Here is a 23,734-nt window from a genome sequence, read left to right on the forward strand (position 1 = left end):
TTCTATCAATTTTGGCAATTGAATACATTCTATACTATATATTATTTTCGTATTAATCAAGGCTTCCTTTGTAAGGATACATGAGCCGATACTTTTTATTTTTCATTCAGAAACAAAATCATTGCTTTTGTAAATTAAATCGTATAAGATTAAATCGTACACAACATAAAAAGAAAAGAGGAATTTTACATGAAACCACTATACGAAACGACGATTATTAACACAGGCGGACGCGATGGCTCTGTTTATTCACCAGATAATATTTTCAATTTAGATGTAGCAAAGCCTGTAGCACTTGGCGGTGTTGTGTCTGGCGCATCAAATCCTGAACAATTGTTTGCGGCTGGATAAAGCGCATGTTTCAACAGTGCACTTGAAATTCAGTTAGACAAAGGAAAAGTAGAGTATGCTAGTAGTGAAGTCATCGCAACTGTAGCACTTTATCCGGATAAAACCGACGGCGGCGTGAAGCTAGGCGCTAAACTTGAAGTAACAATCGAAGGTGTAGATCAAGCAACTGCAGAAGAATATGCAAAGAAAGCACATAATTACTGCCCGTATTCTAAAGCACTCAACGGGAATGTCGAAGTGGAAATCACAGTGAAATAAAAGGAGGAATTTACTTGGTATCGGTATACGATTTTGAAGTTAAAAAAACGGATGGCGAGATCTTGTCTTTGAAAGAGTATGAAGGAAAGCCTTTAGTTATCGTCAACACAGCTAGTAAATGTGGCTTCGCTCCACAGTTCGGTGGTTTACAATCGCTATATGAACAATATAAAGACGATGGCCTGATGGTAGTCGGTTTTCCTTGCGATCAATTCAATGACCAGGAATTTGATAATATTGATCAAACAACTGAATTCTGCCAACTGAACTATGGTGTTTCATTCCCAATGATGGCAAAAGTGAACGTAAACGGCGATGAAGCAGACCCGTTATTCGATTACCTGACAACAGAGAAAAGCGGACTGCTCTCGAAGAAAATCAAGTGGAATTTCACAAAGTTCCTAGTAGATCGTAACGGACACGTCGTGAAGCGATACGCACCCCAAACCGATCCTGCAAAGCTGGCGGACGATGTGGAAAAGCTATTATGAAAAAAGACTTTTCTACACTAGATAAACAGCTCTGTTTTGCGGTTTATGAAACGGCTGGAGAGTTCACCAAGTTATACGCCAGTGTCTTAAAATCATTCGGACTTACGTATCCTCAATACCTAGTGCTGCTCGCGTTATGGGAACATGACGAAATCACGATGAAAGAGCTCGGCGAACAAGTAGGCCTAGGCACAGGGACGCTCACACCGATGATTTCCCGTATGCAGGAAAAAGGTTGGCTACGCAAAGAACGTTCAGTAGAAGACGAACGTAAAGTTTATGTCAAGTTAGAGAAAAAAGCATACGACGAGAAAAACTCTATTATTGAACGAGTTAATGAGGAAATTCAATTGTGTAATATTGGGTTAAGTGAGTATGAAGAGCTTATGGTTCGATTAAATGAGTTGCAGGGGAAGTTGAAAGAGCGTACGAGGTTGTGATGAAGGGTACTGGGTCCGCACATGATTCTAGATTTATTTAGAATTTATTCTGAGTTGTGTGGGGATCTGGTGCTTTTTTCATTTTGAATAAAATGTACAAAAAAAAACGATAGAGTGACTGATTTTCACAGTTGTTCTATCGTTTGTTCTTGTTGATATCATATTCGAACATAAGTTTAAGGTACCTTGTTTTAGAACCAGTCTTGACCTCGAGCAAGTCACTTGTTTTTCTTCACTTAGAAGTATTAAATTGTTTATTTACATTGACATGTTATTTTTTATGGAGCTGGTATTTTCCTGGTCAATTAAACGTTCAAAGTTATCCAAGATCTGAAATAGATATTTTTTGCTTTGCTGACAAGTTTCTTTATTGGCTATTTCCTGAGATGTTTGTGTATAGCGACCTTTTTCGAAGGAGTCACCAAACTTATCTAGTATACGCTGTAGATATTCATTATCAATTTCGGGGTGAAATTGAACTCCGAGAATAGAACGTCCTATTGTAAATGCTTGATTATCGAATGCTTCATTGTCTGCTTGAAGTACAGCGTCTTCAGGCAGATCAAATGTATCTTGATGAAACTGAAAAAATGGAATTTCGTTCGGCAAGCCTTCTAGTAAAACATGAGACTCGCTGTTTTCAACAAAAGAAATCTTCCACCAACCTATTTCTTTATACTTGGCTTTTCTTACAGATTTTCCATACACACTAGCAAGTAGTTGGGCCCCTAAACATATTCCAAAGATCGGTTTTCCACTGTCCGCTACACTGCGAATCCATTTCTTCTCTCTTATTAACCAGGGATACTCTTGTTCTTCATACGCGCCCGCTTGACCGCCTAATATAATTAGCATTTCAAAGTTTTCGATTGGGGGATACTCTTGCCCACAGTCTACACGAATAATTTGCATTTCATGACATCGGCTGATCACCCATTCCTTTACAAAACCAGGTGCAACTAAACCTTCGTGCTGTAAGATACAAACTTTCATATTCTAACTGCACCTTTCTATAAGTATACTTACAAGTTAACCCCAACCAGTGTATTCTTCTAATTTGGCATAATCAAAATCGCCTTGCGCTACATCTTCACAAGCAGCTTCCAAAAGATTCAGAGCTTCTTGTACTTCATTCTCAGTAATTATAAGCGGAGGTGTGATCTCTAGTACATTCCCATGAATTCCTACTGTATATACAAGCAAGCCTAATTCGTAAGACCGGTAGCATATAGCTGCAGTCACTAACGGATCGGGTTGGTTGCTTTCAGATTCAACAATCTCAATCCCTATTGCCAGCCCTTTACCTCTTACATCTCCAATAAAATTGTATTTCTTTTTAATTTCCTTAAGACCTGTCAAAAACTGATTTCCGCGTTCTGTTGCATTACTCATTAAATTTTCTTCTTTAATAATACTTAAATTTTCTATGGCAGCAGCAGTGGAAATAGGATTCCCACTGGCAGTGAACATATGGCCAGCCGGAACAGCATCCATGATTTCCTTTCTCCCGATAACTGCACTTATAGGTACACCAGCACCAAGAGATTTACCGACCACGATTGCATCCGGAATAATATTATCGTGTTCAAACGCAAACCATTTTCCAGTCCGTCCTAAACCCACCTTCACTTCATCCAGGATCAGATAGATTCCATGCTGATCGCATATCTCACTTAGAGCCTGTAAAAAACCTTCAGGTGGCAGTACCATTCCGCCATCACTTTGTATCGCTTCGATAATTACCCCTGCAGTATCTCCAGGAGGACATACTGTAGCAAATACCTCTTTTAAAAAGTGAATGGCTTGTTCTTTGATATTTTCTTTAATTCCACTGAATGGCCGGAATTCATTTGGGTACGGAATTTTAACGACATTTCCTCTTCCTTCAAACATCGATTGAGCGGCATGGCCTGAAAGGGAGGAAGCACCCATTGTTTGTCCGTGATATGAGCCGAAGAAAGATATCATTTTTGAACGTCCGGCAGCCACTGGTATAAACTTGCTAATAAATTCGTTCGCATCCGATCCCGAATGTCCAAACCATACTTTCTTCTCAAATGTCCCCGGTGAAATACTGATTAATTCATCTGCCAGTGTAGTCATTGTTTCACTTGGTGCACTAAGTTGGGTAGTGAATGAAAGCTTTTTATATTGATCATATATTACCTTTGCAACTTCTTCTCGGCTATAACCGATGTTTGCCACTGCCCAACCTGCTGTTAAATCTAGATAAGAAGTACCCTCCGTATCAATAATTCTCGTTCCAGATGCACTCTCTACAGAGATTGGATGGAAACGAAGACTGAGCGCTTTTGAAATCAACTTTTTTTCTCTCTCAATAATGGTGTCTGTTTTCGTCAAACATATCTCCACCTTCTAAAAAATATATTAACTCTTACGCCACCTTCTGAATCGTTGAGTTTAATTAATAAACAGAAGAAAACAACTGTCTTTCCCATTCATTTACTTGATAAAAATGAGATTTCCATTCAGATTTTTTAACTTTAATAAACTCTTCCCAAATATCTCTTCCAATACTTTCTGCGAGTATCGTATCTTTTTCAAGATAATAAAGAGCTTCCTTTAAATCTCTCGGTGCATCTTCTACGCCTAATGTGATTAATTCTTCAGCTGATAATGAAGCAATATCTTTTTCAAGTGGAAGACCAGGATCCATCTTCTGCCGAATACCATGCAACCCTGCAGCAATCAAAGCAGATGACAACATATACGGGTTACACGTTCCATCTGCACCTCTGTATTCAAATCTCCTTTCTCGTCGGGGTTCAAGAACACGGACGAGTGCAGAACGGTTGCCTACTCCATAGCAAACATGTGCAGGAGCAAAAGTTCCAGGCAATAAGCGCTTATAAGAATTCATAGTAGGCGCAGCTATTGCAGAAAGCGCTTTCGCGTGGTGCAAAATGCCGCCTATGAAGTAATAGGCAGTATCAGACAGCTCTAATCCTCTGCTATCATTAGTTTCTTTAAAAACATTCCGCTCTCCGTCAAATATACTGATATGGACATGCAGCCCACTGCCTGCATATTCTTCAAAAGGTTTCGGTGCCAAAGTCCCAACCATCCCCATATCTCTGGCTAAATGTTTGAATAGCTGACGGAAAGTTACTTGGTTATCTGTCGCTTTAAGACTTTCATCGTATTTTGTATTAATTTCCAGTTGTCCAGGACCGTATTCACTTGATATCTGTTCTGTTTCAATTCCCAACTTATACATAATTTCAACAAACTTTTGAACAAATTCTTCTTGAATATCCAATCCATCCGTTGAAAAACATAAGCTGTTATCAGCGGGTACAAGTTTTCCGTCATGCTCTTTTAACAAGTAGGCTTCTTGTTCGTAGACCATATTAATCTCGCCGCCGGTTTCTTCTTTAGCTTCCTTCAACAGCCTTTTTAATGCACTTCTGGGACAGCCGTGCCAAGGGTTTCCATCTTCATCTACTAAATCAGCATACATACGCGCCGTTTGATTTCTGTGCGGTAGAATTACAAAAGTGTCTGGATCAGGCATAGCAAAGAAATCACCATCGTCCGCTCCATATCTGGCATTTTCAATCATCCTATCAAACATATTGAAATTCATAATAGCTGTACTGAAATTAACCCCTGTTTCCATTGCGCTTCTCACTTGACTCTTATGAATAGTGCGGGCACGAATTGTTCCTGCGTAATCTAAAAATTCCACACGTACATATTGGATATTCTCGCGCTCTATTCTCTCTAATACTTCTTCTTGCTTCGAGTTCATATTCGTTAGTTTAATTGATGTCATTTCACTCTCTCCTTTTCAGCAACTCTTCGGCAATACTTGTATATAGTTCAACACCGTAAATCAAGACCGTATCGTCGAAGTGAAACTTGGGATGATGCAGATCGAATATTTCTTCATTGTCTTTTTTAATACCTAACCGGAAGTACAGCGACGGTACTTTTTCCGAAAAGTATCCGAAGTCATCGGCACCCATCGAAGGTTCATCAAGCTCATAGACTTGAGTATCACCAAGCAAATCAGTCGCAGTTGTCTTAAATAACTCTGTCATACTGAGTGAGTTATTGATTGCTGGGGCACCAATAATATATTCTATCTTTATAGTGGCATTCCATAATCCTTCTGCGGCTTCACAAATATCTTCAATCTTTTTCCTGATCAATTGTCTCGTTGGCGCAGAGAATGATCTTGCTGTACCTTCTATTTCAACTATATCTGCTATTACATTATTAGCTTCTCCGCCTTGAATTTTACCAATATGAACTAAAGCCGGCTGAGTAGGACTTGTGTGTTTCAACGGAATTTCTTGCAAGTCTTGAACTAACTTTGTTGCTATATTAATAGCATCAATACCTAGATGGGGTCTTGCACAATGACCACCCTTACCTTTAATAACAATTTTAAAATCGTCACAAGATGCCGTCATGCTTCCGCTCTTCACACCAACAGTTCCTAACGGCAGATATGGCCATAAGTGCATACTGACTACACATTCTACTGAGGGATTTTCAAGTACTCCTCTATCAATGAGCTCCTGTGCCGCTCCATCCAATTCTTCACCGGGCTGGAAAATACAGCGTACAGTTCCTTGAAGCTCATCTTTCTTTTCATGCAGCAGTTTAGCTGCACCTAATAGCATAGCCGTATGCCCGTCATGACCGCATGCATGCATTACTCCATCATTACGTGAACGGTAAGAAACTTCTGCCTCTTCTTGAATAGGCAGTGCATCAATATCAGCACGCAAGCCTATGGTTTTGCCTGAAGCGTTCCCAATGATGTCGACAAACACTCCTGTTTCCCCGATCTTTTTATAGTTAATCCCCCAGCCAGTGAGAATCTTCGTGATAGTTTCCGCTGTTTGATACTCTTTAAAAGACAGCTCGGGATTTTGATGGAGTTCTCTTCGAATGGATATTACTTCATCTTTTAATTGATTCAAATAGTCTTTGTTATTCATAGTCCAAATCACCTTTTATTGGTTCCGCGCTATTTTTGCGAAAGGCATTTTTATTGAAGATTTTAAATAGAACAAACAGCACAGTTAGCCAAGCAGCACCTCTTAGTAACGTCCCCAGATCATTGACGAATGATCCATAAAGAACAACTACTATACCGATAAACCCTAATACAGGAAACATCGGAAACAAGGGTTGTCTCCATGATAACTTTGCTACTTCTTCTTTGTAGCGTACTCTGTAAATCACACTGGCAACCAATGTAATCCCCCATGAAAACAACCAAGCAATCACAAGCTGATTTGATAACTCTATATATATCAAATCCGGATTAAATTGACCGATAACAATCAATAAAACAGTTGCAGCCCAAATTACTATAATTGCATTAATGGGCGTGTAAGTTTTAGGGTGTATTTTACCCATGAATTTAGGCAGCATGCCCTCCCTTGCCTGAGAATAAAAAATACGTGAAGTCGCATAAATAGTTCCCATGAGAATAGTAGTTGCTGCGGCTACCCATGCAGCAGTATTCATAATAAATGCACCTGCAACACCAAAAACTTGACCTGCTGCCACTGTAAATGGTGAACTGTCAATCGTCACATTTTGCCAAGGGATGATACCTTGAAGTACGAAATGGGCAAAAGAATAAATAAATAAAAATGTCAGACTTGACCAGATCAGTCCGCGCGGAAGGTCTCGTTCAGGATTAATAGCTTCAGCTCCTGCTGTAACAAGCGTAAGCGCGCCTAAATATGCATACGTACCTAAAGGTATCGCACTTAAAAATCCTGACGCTCCATGTGGCATCAGAGGAGTGAAGTTACTAAGATTTACATCTTTAAGACCAATAACCGCAAATACGATCATTATAGCTACAAGGCCCAACACGAGCCAAAGCTGTATCCTGGCTGCAAGCATAGTACCCGCTATATTCATTAAAGCAAATAAGGTGATAAACACCAGTGCAAACACCATCGGCCACCATTCAGCAGTTAAACTCGGGAAATACCACATTGTTATTTTTCCAAGTGCTAGTCCTACACTGCCGCCAGCTATAATCCAGCCGATCGCAAATGTCATTCCCGCAATGAACCCCCAAGACTTCCCCAAAATCCGTTCAACCCAGTATGACATTGCTCCTGCATTTGGCATGGCAACCGCCATTTCCACTAATGCCATTATTAGAAATAACTGTGACAGACCTGCTACTCCGTACGAAATAATTGAACTTGGTCCCGCCACAGCAATTCCTTCACCCATCAAAAGAAAAATCCCGTCGCCAACTACTGCTCCGACTCCCAAAGCCCAAATGTGCCAGAATTTTAAAGTTCTTTTCGGCTGAAGATCCAACTGTAAATGATCACTCATAAAATTTCCCCTTCCCTATTCTTTTTTATAGTGTGATATTGTAAATCTTTTCAAAATTCCTATAGAGAACCATTTCCCCGATATATTGAGCCCTTTCCACATCCATGTAATCTTTTTCAACCCACGAATTCAGCACTCGCTCAAAGTTTTCAATAAAAATCTTAACACCCATCCAGTTCATTTCAGGAACTGTAAAAGCATCTGATCCATACATGACCTTATCAAACGGTGCCAATTCAAATACTTGAGACATAATCCGTTCGACTCCATGTGCCGTAAATGGATTTTGTAAAGAAATATCCATATATACATTAGGAAGGATACTGACTATAAAGGCAGCCTCCTCCATCCATGGGTAGCCTCCGTGGACAAGATGAACTTTTGTATTTTCGTATTTTTTTTGACGAAAAATATCTAACAAGTAACTTGGGCTTGCTTTTGGAAGTACAACTTCTCCATCGCCGATGCCCGTATGAATATGCATAAATTTGTCTGCTTCAGTGCAACATTCCATCGCAATATGGAAACAGTAGTCACGAAGCCTTTTTACGGGAGCTCTTGTATCATTTTTAAATGTTTCATATTCTCCTGACGCTGCTGACTCATCAATTTCTTCAACATCCAAGCCGCTTCGGTAAGCAATAATTGTTTTTAATCCTACTATATGTTCTTTTCTCAAATCCTCTTGTAAGCGCTTTCTATAAAGGCTAATGAAATCTTCAAATGATTGATGATTCTCAGAAAGCTCCACCATAAGAGGCTCTATTCTACTTATTTCCCAAACCTTGATATCACATAATACTTCGAACTTCTCTCTGTCTATCGGAGGTTGCGGATAGCCAAAATCCATGATAGCTCCCTGCAAATTTACATCCTTGAAAAGTTTTTGAGTATAGGCAGAAAAATCTTTTGATTGCTCATTTCTTGCATGGACAATTGCTTCAATTTCCTCATCGCAATTGAGATAACGCGACATTCCTCTTAGCAGCCTTTGGATCCACATATTCGATCCTGGATACGGCTGATGCTGTTCTACTTCACTCAAGTCTGAAAACATCTCCGGAATTACTGATAAGGAAAGGTTCCGTAAAAATCCGACTGGTGATTGGGATTCTCGATTTTCTTTAAACGGATGTGCATGCACGTCCACTACTTTTACTCCAGTTAGGTTTACTTTCTTCATTCCATATCTCCTCTCAATTCTGCATTCCAAAAAAGAAAAATTACTTTCGGAAAAAAATTTCCGCTACTGTTTTTTCTATTCTGAAAATTGTGATATGATTGATTATATTTTCTAAACTTTTAAACTTCAAGGAAAGAAAAATATTTTTACAAAAGGAGAAAAAAATGAATGAATTCAACTTGAAAGACGCAACCCAATTATTAGCACCTTATCTCTTCGAAGGGATTATAATTATCGATAAACATGGTTTTATTAAAACACTTAATCAATCAGCAGTAGACTATTTCCCTGGAGCCACTAAAAGCCAACTAGTTAGTAAATCCATACATAATTATCTTCCTTCTACAAAAATCTCTCAATTCTTCATGAATAGAATAGACATGAAGAATATAGATATGTCCATTGGACAAAACCATGCTTTAGTCAATATACATGCGATTGATAATTCAGAAGCACTTATAATTTTGCGGCAAGTTACAACCATTAACCGTCAGAATACAGAAATACAAAAGTACCAGCAGTATTTACGTCAGTTTGAAATAATCTTAGATCATATAGAAGAGGGAATCTGTTTTATAGACAATAGCCAAAAAGTTGTTCTTTATAATAAAAAGCAAGGCGAACTGGATTCAAGAGAGACAAAAGACGTTCAGGGGAGATATGCTGCCGAGGTATTTTCGGATAAAGTCAATTGATTATTGCATGTGAATTGAGCCACCTCTGCGGAGTTTTGAGCCACCCAGCGCGGACGATTGAGCCAATGAATGCGGACACGAGAGCCGCCCTACTAATTAAATCACCTTCTGTATAATTGAAATCGCATGCGTACAAGCATGACAATTTTATTATACAGGAGGTTTTTTTGTGGTTAATTGTCGCAAAATCCTCGAACTGTATTTTGACGGAATCAGTCAGCGCACCATTAGTTCTAGCACTGGTCATTCCCGAAATACGGTTTCCGAGGTAGTTCAGCGTGCCAAGAAACACGGCTTAGAAAGTTTGAACGGCACGACGACCAACCGATGGTTGGAGGAGCTTCTCTTTCCTGAGAAGCAGGCAAGTGAAAAGGGATACTTCCCTGTCGAGTGGGAGAAGGTGCATAAAGAGTTGCAAAAAAAGAATGTCACTCTAGCTTTATTGCATTATGAGTATGCGGTAGGAGCACGTGAAGGTGGGAAAATACCTTATGCGTACAGAACATTCTGCGAAAAGTATGGGAAATACGCAAGAAAGTATAAATTGACCATGCCTATTCGCCGAAAGCCAGGTGAAATCATGGAAGTGGATTGGGCAGGCTCGACCCTGCATGTAACCGATCGGTTCACCGGGGAACGCATTCCTGCGTATATCTTTATCGCGACCTTGCCTTACAGTCAATTCAGCTATGTAGAGGCATTTCTGGATATGAAGTCGCCCAATTGGTTGTCTGCTCATATTAGAGCGTATGAGTATTTTGATGGGGTGCCGGAAACTTTGGTACCTGACAATCTAAAAACAGGAGTGATTAAAGCTCAACGAATAGAGCCTCTCCTCAATGAAGCCTATCGCGAATTGGCAGATTACTATCGGACCATCATTGTGCCCAGTCGAGTTCGAAAACCAAAAGACAAGGCCAGTGTGGAAGGAACAGTAGGATTCATCTCACGCCAAATTATTGCATCTTTACGAAACTATCAATGTTTTCATTTGGAAGATCTTAATAAGCGGATCCATGAAAAACTAGAAGAAATCAACGAAATCGATTTTCAGAAGCGTCCTGGATCACGAAAAAAGATATTTGAGGAAGAGGAGAAATCTCACCTTCAACCACTTCCTCCAAACCGTTACAAACTAGCAGAATGGAAAACAGCTAAGGTTCAACTGAACTACCACATCCAAGTTGATCGCATGTATTATTCCGTTCCGTATGAGTATGTCCGTGAACAGGTCGATGTTCGGTTATCCGCGGATCTACTTGAAGTGTACTTTAAGGAAGTACGAATTGCATCTCACAAACGGTTATGTGGTGAAGTGGGACAGTTTTCGACAAACACAGACCATATGCCAGATAATCACCGAGCATACCTAGAGCATACACCGGAAAATAATCAGAAATGGGCAGAGTCCATCGGACCTTTTATGGAACGATTGGTCGCTTACATTTTAAAGCATAATCCAGAAAAGAAAGCACTCACTATCCTCAGCTCGTTACGAAATGTTTCCACCAAGCATACAAAGGAAGAGCTAGAAGCGGCAATCCAAACATTACTGGAAATTTCCACTAATCCGACCATACCTGTGTTAAAAGGGATTTTGGATAGGCGAAATAAACGCAAGCCAAAAGACCATAACCCGATTAATCGACATGAAAACCACGGCTTTACCCGTGGAGCTAAATACTTTGGAGGGGAAAGCAAATGATGAACCAAGAAACATTACGTAAATTAACTGAGATGAAAATGATAGCCATGGTAGAACTATATCAACAACAGAGCCAGAACAAAGATTATCAAGCAATGGATTTTGATGATCGTTTCAACCTGTTGGTTGACTATGAATACGACCGTCGAAAATCTAACCGATTGGAACGATTGATTAAACAGGCAACTTTTGAAAATCCAACAGCAGCCATTGAAGATATTGAATACCATCCAGATCGCCGACTAGATAAGAGTCTTATCTTAGAATTAGCTACAGGGAATTATCTACAAAATCATCACAACATTATTTTAATGGGCGCATCAGGTAATGGGAAAACCTGGATAGCCAATGCGTTTGGTATCCATGCCTGTCGCCAATTTTATAAAGTAAAGTATATCCGATTGCCAGAATTATTGGATGAATTAGCTGTAGCGAAATATGAAGCTGATGGTAGTTTCCGTAAAGTTATTCAAAAATACAAGAAAATTGATCTCTTGATTTTAGATGAATGGTTACTGACAGAGCTTTCTGAAGAGCAAGCCCTTCACGTCTTAGAAATCATTGAATCAAGATTAAAGCGTACATCCACGATATTCTGTTCTCAGTTCTCACCTGAGGGATGGCACTCTAAGTTAGGACAGGCGCAGATAGCAGACGCAATTCTCGATCGCATTGTGCATGATTCCTATAAAATTCTGGTTGATGGGGAAATCTCGATGAGAGAACGTCATGGTTTGGGGGTTAGAGTATGATTCCGGAGGAAGTAGAAAATCGCATCGCTACTTATTTTTTCCACAGATATTTGCCTGATGAAATTATGGAAAAAGTGGAAGTTGGTCTACTAACTCGTTGTATCGATGTGGAGAAAGAAGAAATAGATATGGATGAACGTAAGCGTCAAATAGTGAACACATATTAATAGAAGAAGATTCGTGAGATACTCCTCCCATAGAACACATTTTGGGAGGTATTTATTTGAAAAGAAAAGAGAAAGAAGCATACTGGTCTGCGAAGATCGATGAATATCAAAACAGTGGACTAGCGCTTTCTGAATGGTGTGAAACTGCAGAGGTTGCCGTGCACAATATGAAGTATTGGCTAAGGAAGCAGTCACCAGTTAATCATACCGCACGTCAGGAGACCAGTTGGGTCTCCTGTGTAGTGGAAGAATCGATAGAGAACTCGATTTCCTTGAAAGTAAATCATGTGGATATCGAGGTGACAAGTGGCTATGATGAAACTCTGTTACTTCAAGTGATCCGGACGCTACGTCAGATATGATGAATGATCGCGCCGTTGGGCGCGTCTATCTGGCTGCTGGTCCGACAGATCTTCGGAAGTCGATTGACGGACTAGCTGTCATTGTCCAAGAGCTGTTCCAACTTGATCCTTTCTCCAAAGCACTTTTTGTCTTCTGTAATCGGAAGAGAGATAAACTCAAGATTCTATTCTGGGATCACAATGGATTCTGGCTCTATTACCGAAGACTCGAGAAAGGGCTGTTCGATTGGCCGGATCTTGAGTCTGTTCAACCACTTTCCATTTCGAGCCGACAGTTGAACTGGCTCCTGGATGGGTTACCGTTGAACCAACGTGACGCACACCCTTCAGTCTCGGCGAAAAAAGTAATTTGAGTCTACTCCTTGGAATAATTTTATGCTATTATTGTTCCTATGAGAAAACCAGACAAGAAAACCCAACTTACAATTGAAGAGCTCGAGAAGAAGAACGAACAACTCGAGCAAGAGAAGAAAAAGCTTGAGGCTCAGATGGAATGGTACAAGCAACAGTTCACTCTACTCCAACAGAAACGCTTCGGAACTTCTAGTGAGAAGACGAACAAGGACCAGTTTGAATTACCGTTGTTCAATGAGGCAGAAGTTTCTTCAGCGATCCTTCTTGTAGAGCCTACGCTTGAGACGATAAACTATACACGCAAGAAGAGAATCGGACGTGCAGATAAGTTGAAAGACCTGCCGGTCGAGACGATTCACTATGACCTCTCTGATTCGGAGAAGGTCTGTTTAGAATGCGATCATTCCATGCACGAGATGAGCACACAGATACGCAAAGAACTGAAGATCATCCCGGCGCAAGTAACAGTTGTCGAACATGTACAGCATATCTACAGTTGCCGTCATTGTGAAGAACATGCGATCAAAACACCTATTAAGAAAGCTGAGATGCCGAACCCGGTGATCCCGAAGGGATTAGCGTCTCCATCTGCCATTGCATACGTGATGACGCAGAAGTTTGCTGATGGGCTTCCTCTTTATCGACAAGAGAAACAACTCGAACGGATGGGCATTCCATTGAATCGACAGACGCTATCGAACTGGATGCTTTCGAGTACGACGCGATGGCTCAAGCCGTTCTATGATGAACTCTATCGTCGTCTTCGTGAGGAAAAGGTTCTCCATGCGGACGAAACTGTCCTGCAAGTTCTCGACGAACCAGGGAAAAGGGCGGAATCAAAATCCTATATGTGGCTTTATCGGACAGGTAGAGACTCTAAGACACCGATCGTACTCTTTGATTATCAAGCAAGTCGTGCCAAAGAGAATCCGCAAAATTTTTTAAAAGGCTACCAGGGTTATCTCCATGTGGATGGCTATGCAGCCTACGAGTCTATTCAAAATGTGGAGCTCGCTGGCTGCTGGGCCCATGCTCGCCGTAAATTCGATGAGGCACTCAAGGCATTAAAAGGTGCGCCAGCTGGTGCAGGTCGAACGACGGTCGCTAAAAAGGGACTCGATTTCTGCAACCGATTGTTCGCAATTGAACGCAAGACGAAAGATAAAATGCCTGAAGAACGACTTGAAATAAGGAAATACGACAGTCAGCCTGTGCTGGATGATTTTTTGGTATGGCTAAAAGAACAAAAAGAAAAAGTCGCTCCGAAGACTGCAACTGGGACTGCCATCTCCTATACGCTTAAACAATGGCCTAAACTGATAACATTTATGAAAGATGGTCGTATCGAGATCGACAATAATCGAGCAGAGCGATCAATAAAACCTTTCGTAATCGGTAGAAAAAACTGGCTTTTTGCAGTTTCCACAAGAGGTGCTACTTCAAGTGCAATCGCCTATAGTCTCGTAGAGACCGCAAAAGAGAATGGCATAAACCCCTTCTTCTACCTGCAGTTCCTTTTCGAAGAACTTCCTCAACGTAATCTTGAAAAAATCGAGGAGTTTGAAGACTTGATGCCTTGGTCGAAGACCTTACCAAAGAATTGTTATATCCAGTCAAAGAAATAGAAAATGCCCCGAAGAATCTTTAATCGATTCTTTGGGGCATTTTCTTTTATATGAAACAACGTGTTCATTTTTTGACGCTTACGGATGAACTAGTGTTATGGGCTATTCGCGTTATAGACGATGAAATAGATCCTTCACTACGTTGATTAGAACCGCAAACAGCCCTAGAAACCTCGTTTTCTAGGGCTGTTTCTATCGCTTCACACGATTGGTGGCTCTCGCTTCCGCTTTTACTGGCTCTATTGTCCGCATTCAGTGGCTCAAAACTCCGCACTAGTGGCTCATTTTGTCCGCAATACTCAGTCAATCAGGCTTCTTCAATTTATACACTTACCAACAACAAGGAAATCGCATCTAGCAACATATTCTTTTCAAATAGTGGAAAGAGATATAGCATCTATCAGAGAAATATACCACTTCTTATCGGCAAACAAAAAATCGGAAATATTCTCATTACAAAAGACTTTTCAAAAACCGAAGATTTTATTGAAACTCTTTATGTCCGGCAAACAGAAGTAGCACAAGATGATATAAATAAAGAAAAGCAGCATTCAAGTTTCTTTTCAGACACTAAAGCGCTATCTTCAATACTAAAGGAGTTAAAACAACTGGAAAACCCTTCTGCTAACCTTATATTTTATGGTGATCGAGGTACAGGAAAAAATGCTTTAGCTCGCTTCTATGCTGAGAACATTCTGAGTAAGCCTGTATATATGATCAACTGCGGCCTTCTTTCTTCTCAATCACTGTCCAATATGCTATTTGGTTCAAACAGTAAAGCAGGTTACTTAGAACTTGCACATAAAGGTGCATTGATAATAGATAAGTTGACGTTAATGCCGCTATTTATCCAGGAAAGACTTTTTAATGCGCTTAAAACCAACACGATTATACGCAATGGGTGTGATGAGGAAATCGAGATAGACACACAAATTATTTCTCTATTGAATGAAAAGCCTTGGGAGGCCATTCAGGAACAGCGATTGAACGAAAACCTCTTCTACGAACTCAGCTCATTCTCTTTTTACATTCCTTCCTTACAGGAGCAGCAGATATCAATCATGCAGTACGCAGAGTATTTTCTTGAGCTATTTGGAAGTAATAACAGTAATACAAAGCACTCATTTGCATTGGAAACTGTAACCTTCTTGAAAAATTATCACTTTCCCGGTAATTTGAGACAACTAAAACATATGATTGAGTGGATGATTAATCGCTCTCCTACTGAATCTGAATTTAAAATAAATCATTTACCAGAATACTTACAAACGGTAGATGCGCAAATAGAAAGTACAACAACAGCAACTTACAATCCTAAAATTGATTTGGTAGAAACAGTCGAACAATATGAAAGGCAAATTATCGAGAATACATTGAACCGCTGCAATTATCACTTAACCAATACGGCAAATCAACTTGGAATTTCCAGACAGAATTTAAACTATAAAATCAAAAAGCATCAAATCGAGTTTGAGAAATAGATTATGTATCCATTGAATCAGAGTACTATAAATATAAAAAAACGGAGATGAACACCAAAGTTCTGTCTCCGTTTTTTTCAATTTGTGTTACGGCATAAGCATAGTCTACACCGTCATCTGTATAAAATATTAGGTGCCAGGTCCTCACACAACTAAATTCTTTGCTTGCTTTCATTTTTTCAGTCCATTCCATTAACACTTATTTTTATTAAAAATATCTGCGCATGAAACCTTCAATATTGTTTAAACATCCACGTTGGTTTATCGCACAGACCTTGCAGGAGAAGTTCTAGATAGTTACTAGATAGTTTAATGTTCACAGTTGTGAACATTAAACTATAAGTAGGGTATTTAGGATATGATTATTTCAGGAGGTGATTATATTGAGTATCAACAAGTATACAAAAGAATTGAACTCTCAAATTTTTAGGGGGGGCTAGAATTATTGACTTTGTAGAAAATTTAGCACTTGAAAGCTTTGCAAAAACTAATGTATTGAATCTTGCAGTAGATTGTCCACCAGAAGATTTTGAAAAATATCTTCTAAGACCACTTGCGACTCAGAGAGCCTATGCTAATGTCATCACTTTTTTTAATAATCTATTTAATATAGACTCGACAGATAATAAAGTTTTTCGCAAAACAAGACATCGGGGGGTAAAATAATAAAGGTTATAGAATTTTTGGATTCAAACATAAAAGAAGCTGAAGCCACAATTTCAGTATTAGAGAGCATTGAAAATAGTTCTGAGTTAATCTCTTCCTTGATTAATTATTTTGATGAACAAGCTGAATGTTACAGCCATTTAGGTTTTATGATTTGCATTAACTTAATGAATAAGAAAGGCGACGACCTTTTTAATTACTCAGAATCTATGTTAGATAGTAGTATAAATAGAGTTTTAAAAAGTTTTAAAGACTATAATAATGGAGTGGAGGAAAACATATGAATTACTGGACAACCATAGGAATGTTACTAGGGGCTGTTTCACCTGTATTTATAAAAATAGGAACTGAGATTGATAAAAACAAAAATAATTAACGACAGGCAGCAATTCTTCACACAACTCTAGTTTAATTCAAAATTATTTCTGATTTGTGTAGGGACCTGGTATTTTCTTAATATACGAAGAAAAGTGGGGAGAAATCGTTAGTAATTGGCTTTGGGAAGATCAAAAGCTAGTAATAGGTACCTGATTATGAAAATTTCATGAATGTTTAAACATTCATGTTTGCATCTAACACAGTTATCTTATTTTAATTCTTGATAAGAAGACTACTCTTGATATATATTATTTTATTATCAGAATAGCGTCTTTATTGTGTGTTGCACAGGTACATTATATCTAGCGATTTGACATCTGGGATGAACATATACAAAAATACACACCATACAGCTAGTCGCAGTATGATGCGTATCTTTACATTCATCTATTTTCGTATAGCTCAATAAACTCTTCGCCTTTTTGAGATATTGTACTACCTGCTCTACCTTTTCGAACAATCAACAATCCTAGTCTGTTTAGAACATCCATACGTAGTCTGAGTTGTTGATCAGTTAATGCTTTTTCTTTTAGTACTAATATCTCTTTCAAAGTTTTTCTCCCAAATGACTTTTGTCTCTCTTTACCTTCTTTAAAGATTTTTAGTAATTCTATGCTTTCTTCTAAGAATCCATGTGTCTCAATCTCGCTGATTATATAGTTTATATCTATTACATGCGTAGTATTTTGTTTTTGGCCTTTAAAGAAGAGAGGTAACGATTTTGTATCTATTGTATTCGTATTTAGACAAACACAATAAGAAACTACATTGTATAATTCTCTAACATTTCCTGGCCAATCATATCTTGTAAATGCCTCTAATACATCCGGAGAAAAGACTAAAGACTCTTTTTGGAAATGTGTTTTGAAGTTATTTATTAATAAGCCTATATCCTCTTTCCTCTCACGTAAAGGAGGTATTTGTACACGATAGGAAGAGATGTGTGAATAAATTTCCATTCGAATCTGTTCTCTTTGAACAAGTTCTGGCAAGTTTACAACCGTGGAAGTAATAATTCGTAAGTTAGGTAACGGATTCAGAAATAACTCCGCCAATCTTCCTTGCAAGCTATACGGTAATTGGTCAATATTTTTAATAAACAGTGTACCGCCTTCCATTTGATTTATTTTTTCATCAAATAATTCACGCTTAATTGATTCAGGTTCTTTATCTGAACAATTATATACTGATATAGAAAAGGCCGAAAACATCGACTCATTATGAATCATTTCTGCCCACATTCTCTTGCCCGTTCCTATCTCGCCTTCTATATGCATATAATGATTAGTCTTGGCCATTTTCCTTGTCAAATCTCTTGCGTTATTCATAGATGATGAATGTGTATAGAACTTTTCAAAAGTTCGTCCATAGTTTTGACTATCTGTATTTTCATTTCGAATTTCAGGTGGTCGCTCAGATAAATATACAAGGGCTTTAATATATAATTGCATTAAGAGTGAGTCTTCAATTAATAATTCAAACTTCCTTTTAATTTTTAACAATGTATCAATTGAAATAACACGTGGTCCTATATCTATAAAAACCGGAAAACCTAGAGGGACTAGCTTCTGTTCTCCAGGAGTGACGACCAAATGTATGTTTTCAGGTATTCTTTTGTCGGTCAAAAACGGATAATAATTATGTTGGGGTACGATGTCTCTCAACGACTTTACTGTTTCCATAGTGTCCGTATCATTATCGTTAATAACCAATATATTTCTGTTTTCATCTAGTGCCAACATTTCCCTTAAATTCACTACATTAATCATGCGTTCTGCAATAATACACATACACGATGGAGGCACAAATGGGCGAACCAATTCTTGAATGGCCGCCCCTGATAATAAAACTGTATCTGTAGAATGAATGGATGCTGCATGTAACTCTTTTAGCGAAATAACTTGTATTTCAATTAACTCTTTGAATATGTAGATTAATTGCTTATGCATATAAGAGAGGTTTTCTTCTTGGATTCCTATTAACACTAATCTGCCCATCATACGTTTTTTTCACGTCCTACTATCTATTTCTCTACATCCAACCTTCTTACAATATAGCATGATTAACGTACTAATCCAATATGACCTTATAATTTATTGTATCTTTTCCAATGTATTTTCAGTCATTCTAACCGCCTTAAGTAATGAGTAATTTATCCGATTGATTGTTCGTTGCATTTCATTCTTTAACATAAAGTATTTGGGTGTATCTTTCTCACAACTAGTAAATTCATTGATTTTATTCAAGCTCGGTACAACTACTGGATTAACTGCTAAGTCGTGATCAAAAATGTCACCTTTGACGTAATTTAATGGAACGAGCGTCTGTGACAAGTTCTGAATTGCATCATTTATTAGCGCCAATTGATCTTTACGCAAATTCTTATTTTCTGCAAACTCATATAGTTTTCCTACTGCTACTACTAAATTTTCTGCCCGCTCTAACGTTAGTGTAAGTTTAACAGCACTGCCAGCCGTTTCTTCGTAGTGCTGTAGCGCTTCTTTTACTTCGTTAATCGCTTTTAGCTGGTTAATGGGAATGACTTGACTGGTAGCGAACTTGTATACTAAATCTACGTATATTTGACAATCACGTTTTAAATTTGCAGGGTCAATTTTATCTATTGTATCCTCGGTGCTATGCCACCACCAACCATAACCACCCGAATTTCCTCCCCCAAACATTTCACCAAACGCTTTTGCTGCTGGAGTAGTTCCTGGTGGCTGTTCGGATAAGCCCATAAGAAGTGATGGCATACCCGTTCCCCAGAATGACTGATCACCTGCACGACTATATCGGGTTCCGACAAATGTTTGTCCAGCTATCTTTTGTACAGATTCTTTGACAGCCTCTTTTGTTTCTTCCATACAATTTGCTTCAGTTAATACTGTAGCACCTTTAGCTCCTACAGAATCAATATTAATATGCACCATGCCGTTTTCATGTAAGTCTTCCCAATGATGATCTGCATACCAAGTAGATGCAGCATATCTACCATGAGAATGACCTGACCAAAAAGCGAAGCGAACTGAACGGACTAGTTCATCCTGATGCATGGACATAATTCTTGCCACTTCAACCATTGTTGCATTGGCAGTTCCGTTGTCCATTGCCCCATAATGCCAAGAATCAATGTGTCCACTAAATAGAACAAACTTATCCGTATCCGCTTTAGTTTCCGCTGTCAGTATGGGGATCTTTCTCCACCCAGTGTCTACAGTGGTCTTCAATGTAACTTCTCCGGCATCTTTAGAATTCGCTATAGCTTTAAGTTCTTCACCAACAGAAATCGTAACAGAAGCAACTGGAAGACTCGGAAGAAGAGATTCTGTTTCAGTCGTCGGACTACCCCATACAGATGAAACGATCATTTCATGTGTATACTCTGCATTGATGAAGATTGCTCCTGCTGCACCATTTTTTTGTGCCCATTCAACGGACGGCCCCGTCGCTAAACCTTCCAAAAGAACAATTTTCGATTGAATATCTACATCGGCATTTTCTTTTGTCTCGATATAAACCATTTCTCCACTACAACCTTCTTCACCCGTAGTGGCACCCATTGAGTGAGTAATACAGTTGAATTGTTTCCCTTGTGCATATATTTCAGCCTTGACCGGTAAGCTTATGAATGCGTCGCATAGCTCGAGAACAGGTTGTAAACCAAACTCTTTTAATTTCATTTCTACATACTGAAATGCGCGTAGTTCTTCTTCAGATCCTGATAGTCGAACTTCTTTTGTGATATTTTTCGTATATTCCATTAAAAAATCTTCATTTACTTCTTCAAGTATAGTGGATTGATTCATAACTCTTCACTTCTCTCTACTTTATTTTCCTAATTCTATTAGCATAAGCGCAAGAAGGGCGCTCCGCGCAGACATTTTTGAAATAAGCAAATGTTCGTTTGCAGCATGTGCTCCATTTCCTACAGGACCCATTCCGTCCAATGTAGGCGCAAACTGCGAGGCGTAACTTCCATCACTACCTCCACCACTTAGTTGTTCTATTAATTCGAAACCTAATTGATCTGCAGCAAGTTGCTTAGCGTTCTCGAATAGAATGCCGATTTCTTCCGTTCTTTCCATTACTGGCCGATTAATACCCCCAGTAACTTCTATACTAATACCTTCTTTACTTGGCGTCAGATTTTTAATTAAAGGAATAACGCGATCAAATTCGGAATCTTTCGTAACACGTAAATCGATTTCAGCCTCCGAATAAGCCGCTACGACATTCGAAGATGATCCACCTGATATTAAACCTACATTAACGGTCGTACCTTTTTCAAGATCCGTCAGGCTATGAAGATATAGGATAACCTTTGCAAGCTCTTCGATAGAACTAACACCTTTTTCAGGCTCAATCCCAGCATGTGCTGCCTTTCCATTTACTATAATATTAAAGATTCCTACACCTTTTCTAGCTGTTTTATACATTCCTTCCAAGTCGCCTGAAGATTCCAAAACAAATACATATTTACTTTTCTTCGCTTCTTCTTCGATTAAATGTCTTGAGGAGACGCTTCCGATCTCCTCGTCAGAAACTAGAAATAGTACTACTTTTTTATTTAGCTTATAATCTAATTCTTGTAGTGCATGAAGTGCAAAAATACCTTGCACAATGCCGCCCTTCATATCAAAAGTACCTGGACCATAAGCTTTATCTCCATCGACTTTGAATGGCATCTTTTCAAGTGTTCCTTCTGGCCAAACCGTATCCATATGACCTAGTAACAAGATTTGTTCTTCGCCTTCGCCTACTTCTATTCTTACTTGATTTCCATATTTCTTATTATCAATAGAAGTAACTTTTGCCTTGATAAAGCTATTTATTATTTCCTCAGTTTTTTCACCAAAATGATCTACAAGTTGTTTATTATCCGATGGTGTTTCCATTTCAACCATTGTTTTTAACATATCTAGCATCTCATCACTTTTACTATGCAAATATTTCACAACATCTTCCATATATAACACACCTCCATTTATATTCTATTTTTTATTTTATATCATCAAAAAACGGTCGAAGTGAATCCTCAGGAACTGGCTTAGTAAAGAAACTGATCACGATCATAAGAATTGTAGAAACTAATACGCCAGGTATAACTTCATTCAACCCAAATGGTTTATCGAGTATAAACCACATCACGACTGTGATCACTCCGCCAGCCATGGACCATAATGCAGCTGTACCTGTTGCTCTTTTCCAGTTCAGACCTATAACGACTGTTGCAAAGAAGAAACTGGCCACCATAGATGCCTGAACCAACACAATAAACTGCACCATATCAAATGGCTTTAATGCGAAGCCGAGTGGGATTAATGATAGGACGACAATCGCTATTTTGTGTATAAACATTTTCTGCTTGTCTGTAGCCTGTCTATTGATAGTGCCGTAAATATCATGAGAAACTGCAGATGCAGAAACTATCATAATCCCAGAAACTGTACTCATTATGGATGCTAATATCGCGACCATGAACAGCGCACCAATGACAGGTGGTAGTAAATCAAGCGCCATGATGGACGATGCCGTATCTGGATTACCGATTACTGGATAAATTGTACGAATTCCAACAGCCACTAAGCCAATTGAGACTGCAATAACTGCTTGGAAGATGAATGAAAAACCGATTGCTAAACGAACAGTTTTTTCGTCTTTCAAAGTATACATACGAGCCAGCTCATATGGCGCAATTGCCATTGATAAACCAAAAGCTAACCCGAAACCAAGCAAATCTTTAAAACTCCAATACCATCCGGTTAAGTCAGGATTAAATTCTGTGATAAATTGACCAACAGTTGAAAATCCACCCGCTTGTGAATATAGAATAGGAATGGCTACTAGGAAACAACCTCCCATGATGATAGCCTGGAAAAAGTCACTGTATGCCGTGGCTTTCATACCACCCTTTAATGTATAAATCATAGTAATCCCAATAGTTATGACAGCACCCCAAATCATAGGTAATCCGAAAAGCGTATTCATTAAGATTCCGCCCGCTACGTACTGAGCAATTAAATATACACTATAAGCTACGACTATTAGAATTGCTGATACAATCTTTGCTGTTTTACTGTTATAACGTTTTTCTATATAATCAGGTACTGTTACACCGTTAAACTTTTGGAATTTAGGAGCAACCCAGATTGCTGATACAATCCAGCCAGCCCATAAACCAGGCCAGTACCATAGATAGCTGAAACCCGTTAAATATAAAACGCCAATAGTTCCAATAAATGTTCCGGCACTTAGCTGAGTCGCTGCAAGCGCAGCCCCACCAATTACAGGTCCGATTGAACGTCCAGCAACTAAGTGGTCTTCACTCGTTTTATTACCCCTACCTGCTAAAAATCCTATTGTTAATGTAACTAAAAATATCCAGCTACTACATAGTAGAAAACCTTACTAATTTCAACCATCTATTTTCCTCCATTTCTATACTTTTGTAGCAGCCAAAGAAAATATGCTGAAACGA

21 protein-coding genes and 1 pseudogene are annotated in these 23,734 nt (G+C 38.9%); 12 read left to right on the top strand and 10 right to left on the bottom strand.

Features of this window, described 5'->3' with window-relative positions; translation table 11 throughout:
• Nucleotides 1-189 precede the first annotated feature (189 nt).
• The 3 genes and pseudogenes from SporoP32a_RS05025 (at nt 190) to SporoP32a_RS05035 (ending at nt 1,540) form a co-directional block, all read left to right on the top strand.
• Nucleotides 190-609, top strand: a pseudogene (locus tag SporoP32a_RS05025) (organic hydroperoxide resistance protein).
• A 14-nt stretch (nt 610-623) separates the two neighbouring features.
• A complete protein-coding gene (locus SporoP32a_RS05030) occupies nt 624-1,100 on the top strand; it encodes a glutathione peroxidase (RefSeq protein ID WP_085426912.1) in 477 nt (158 codons plus the stop codon).
• Nucleotides 1,097-1,540, top strand: coding sequence for a MarR family winged helix-turn-helix transcriptional regulator (locus SporoP32a_RS05035; RefSeq protein ID WP_085426913.1), 444 nt, complete (start codon nt 1,097-1,099; stop codon nt 1,538-1,540). Before SporoP32a_RS05030 ends, SporoP32a_RS05035 begins: the two co-directional genes overlap by 4 nt.
• A gap of 258 nt (nt 1,541-1,798) precedes the next feature.
• Here the strand turns inward: SporoP32a_RS05035 and SporoP32a_RS05040 are convergent, their stop codons facing one another.
• The 6 genes from SporoP32a_RS05040 to SporoP32a_RS05065 all read right to left on the bottom strand — a co-directional run bounded on the left by SporoP32a_RS05040 (nt 1,799) and on the right by SporoP32a_RS05065 (nt 9,068).
• Nucleotides 1,799-2,533, bottom strand: a complete 735-nt coding sequence (locus tag SporoP32a_RS05040; RefSeq protein ID WP_085426914.1) for a type 1 glutamine amidotransferase — start codon at nt 2,531-2,533, stop codon at nt 1,799-1,801.
• A 36-nt stretch (nt 2,534-2,569) separates the two neighbouring features.
• Nucleotides 2,570-3,901, bottom strand: a complete 1,332-nt coding sequence (locus tag SporoP32a_RS05045; RefSeq protein WP_085426915.1) for an aspartate aminotransferase family protein — start codon at nt 3,899-3,901, stop codon at nt 2,570-2,572.
• Between the two features lie 64 nt (nt 3,902-3,965).
• Nucleotides 3,966-5,336 (bottom strand): glutamine synthetase family protein, encoded by a 1,371-nt coding sequence (locus SporoP32a_RS05050; protein WP_232319594.1) that lies wholly within the window; start codon nt 5,334-5,336, stop codon nt 3,966-3,968.
• Nucleotide 5,337: 1 nt separating this feature from the next.
• Nucleotides 5,338-6,513 carry a M20 metallopeptidase family protein gene (locus SporoP32a_RS05055; protein ID WP_085426916.1) on the bottom strand — a complete coding sequence of 392 codons (1,176 nt, stop codon included), beginning with the start codon at nt 6,511-6,513 and terminating at the stop codon, nt 5,338-5,340.
• A complete protein-coding gene (locus SporoP32a_RS05060) occupies nt 6,506-7,885 on the bottom strand; it encodes an APC family permease (protein WP_085426917.1) in 1,380 nt (459 codons plus the stop codon). The genes SporoP32a_RS05055 and SporoP32a_RS05060 overlap by 8 nt, the downstream gene beginning before the upstream one ends.
• A gap of 25 nt (nt 7,886-7,910) precedes the next feature.
• Entirely contained in the window at nt 7,911-9,068 is a 1,158-nt protein-coding gene (locus SporoP32a_RS05065) for an amidohydrolase family protein (protein WP_085426918.1), read from the bottom strand.
• Nucleotides 9,069-9,232: 164 nt separating this feature from the next.
• On the opposite strand from SporoP32a_RS05065, the gene SporoP32a_RS05070 reads away from it, so the two are divergent.
• From SporoP32a_RS05070 to SporoP32a_RS05105, 9 genes are all read left to right on the top strand, one after another.
• Nucleotides 9,233-9,763, top strand: coding sequence for a transcriptional regulator (locus SporoP32a_RS05070; protein WP_085426919.1), 531 nt, complete (start codon nt 9,233-9,235; stop codon nt 9,761-9,763).
• 169 nt (nt 9,764-9,932) lie between these two features.
• Nucleotides 9,933-11,468: an IS21 family transposase gene (gene istA / locus SporoP32a_RS05075; RefSeq protein ID WP_085426920.1), complete on the top strand. Its 1,536-nt coding sequence runs from the start codon at nt 9,933-9,935 to the stop codon at nt 11,466-11,468.
• Complete coding sequence (istB, locus tag SporoP32a_RS05080; RefSeq protein ID WP_085426921.1) at nt 11,465-12,220, top strand: IS21-like element helper ATPase IstB; 756 nt, start codon at nt 11,465-11,467, stop codon at nt 12,218-12,220. The genes istA and istB overlap by 4 nt, the downstream gene beginning before the upstream one ends.
• Nucleotides 12,217-12,387 carry a hypothetical protein gene (locus SporoP32a_RS16990; RefSeq protein ID WP_198166175.1) on the top strand — a complete coding sequence of 57 codons (171 nt, stop codon included), beginning with the start codon at nt 12,217-12,219 and terminating at the stop codon, nt 12,385-12,387. Before istB ends, SporoP32a_RS16990 begins: the two co-directional genes overlap by 4 nt.
• A gap of 56 nt (nt 12,388-12,443) precedes the next feature.
• Nucleotides 12,444-12,749, top strand: a complete 306-nt coding sequence (gene tnpA / locus SporoP32a_RS05085) for an IS66 family insertion sequence element accessory protein TnpA (protein ID WP_085426922.1) — start codon at nt 12,444-12,446, stop codon at nt 12,747-12,749.
• On the top strand, nt 12,746-13,102 hold the full coding sequence (gene tnpB / locus SporoP32a_RS05090) for an IS66 family insertion sequence element accessory protein TnpB (RefSeq protein ID WP_085426923.1): 357 nt from the start codon (nt 12,746-12,748) through the stop codon (nt 13,100-13,102). Before tnpA ends, tnpB begins: the two co-directional genes overlap by 4 nt.
• A gap of 39 nt (nt 13,103-13,141) precedes the next feature.
• The gene (gene tnpC / locus SporoP32a_RS05095; protein WP_085426924.1) at nt 13,142-14,728 is read left to right on the top strand and encodes an IS66 family transposase; all 1,587 of its coding nucleotides are present in this window, start codon (nt 13,142-13,144) and stop codon (nt 14,726-14,728) included.
• Between the two features lie 242 nt (nt 14,729-14,970).
• The gene (locus tag SporoP32a_RS05100) at nt 14,971-16,209 is read left to right on the top strand and encodes a sigma 54-interacting transcriptional regulator (protein ID WP_085426925.1); all 1,239 of its coding nucleotides are present in this window, start codon (nt 14,971-14,973) and stop codon (nt 16,207-16,209) included.
• Nucleotides 16,210-16,892: 683 nt separating this feature from the next.
• The gene (locus SporoP32a_RS05105; RefSeq protein ID WP_085426926.1) at nt 16,893-17,159 is read left to right on the top strand and encodes a hypothetical protein; all 267 of its coding nucleotides are present in this window, start codon (nt 16,893-16,895) and stop codon (nt 17,157-17,159) included.
• Nucleotides 17,160-17,636: 477 nt separating this feature from the next.
• On the opposite strand, the gene SporoP32a_RS05110 is transcribed toward SporoP32a_RS05105, so the two are convergent.
• The 4 genes from SporoP32a_RS05110 to SporoP32a_RS05125 form a co-directional block, all read right to left on the bottom strand.
• Complete coding sequence (locus SporoP32a_RS05110) at nt 17,637-19,253, bottom strand: AAA-type ATPase lid domain-containing protein (RefSeq protein ID WP_085426927.1); 1,617 nt, start codon at nt 19,251-19,253, stop codon at nt 17,637-17,639.
• A 93-nt stretch (nt 19,254-19,346) separates the two neighbouring features.
• Nucleotides 19,347-21,062, bottom strand: a complete 1,716-nt coding sequence (locus SporoP32a_RS05115) for a M28 family metallopeptidase (protein ID WP_085426928.1) — start codon at nt 21,060-21,062, stop codon at nt 19,347-19,349.
• Between the two features lie 21 nt (nt 21,063-21,083).
• On the bottom strand, nt 21,084-22,223 hold the full coding sequence (locus SporoP32a_RS05120) for a M20 family metallopeptidase (RefSeq protein WP_085426929.1): 1,140 nt from the start codon (nt 22,221-22,223) through the stop codon (nt 21,084-21,086).
• 31 nt (nt 22,224-22,254) lie between these two features.
• A complete protein-coding gene (locus SporoP32a_RS05125) occupies nt 22,255-23,637 on the bottom strand; it encodes a sodium:solute symporter family protein (protein WP_085426930.1) in 1,383 nt (460 codons plus the stop codon).
• Nucleotides 23,638-23,734 lie beyond the last annotated feature (97 nt).

The sequence above is a fragment of the Sporosarcina ureae genome (assembly GCF_002109325.1).
Classification (GTDB): Bacteria; Bacillota; Bacilli; order Bacillales_A; family Planococcaceae; genus Sporosarcina; species Sporosarcina ureae_C.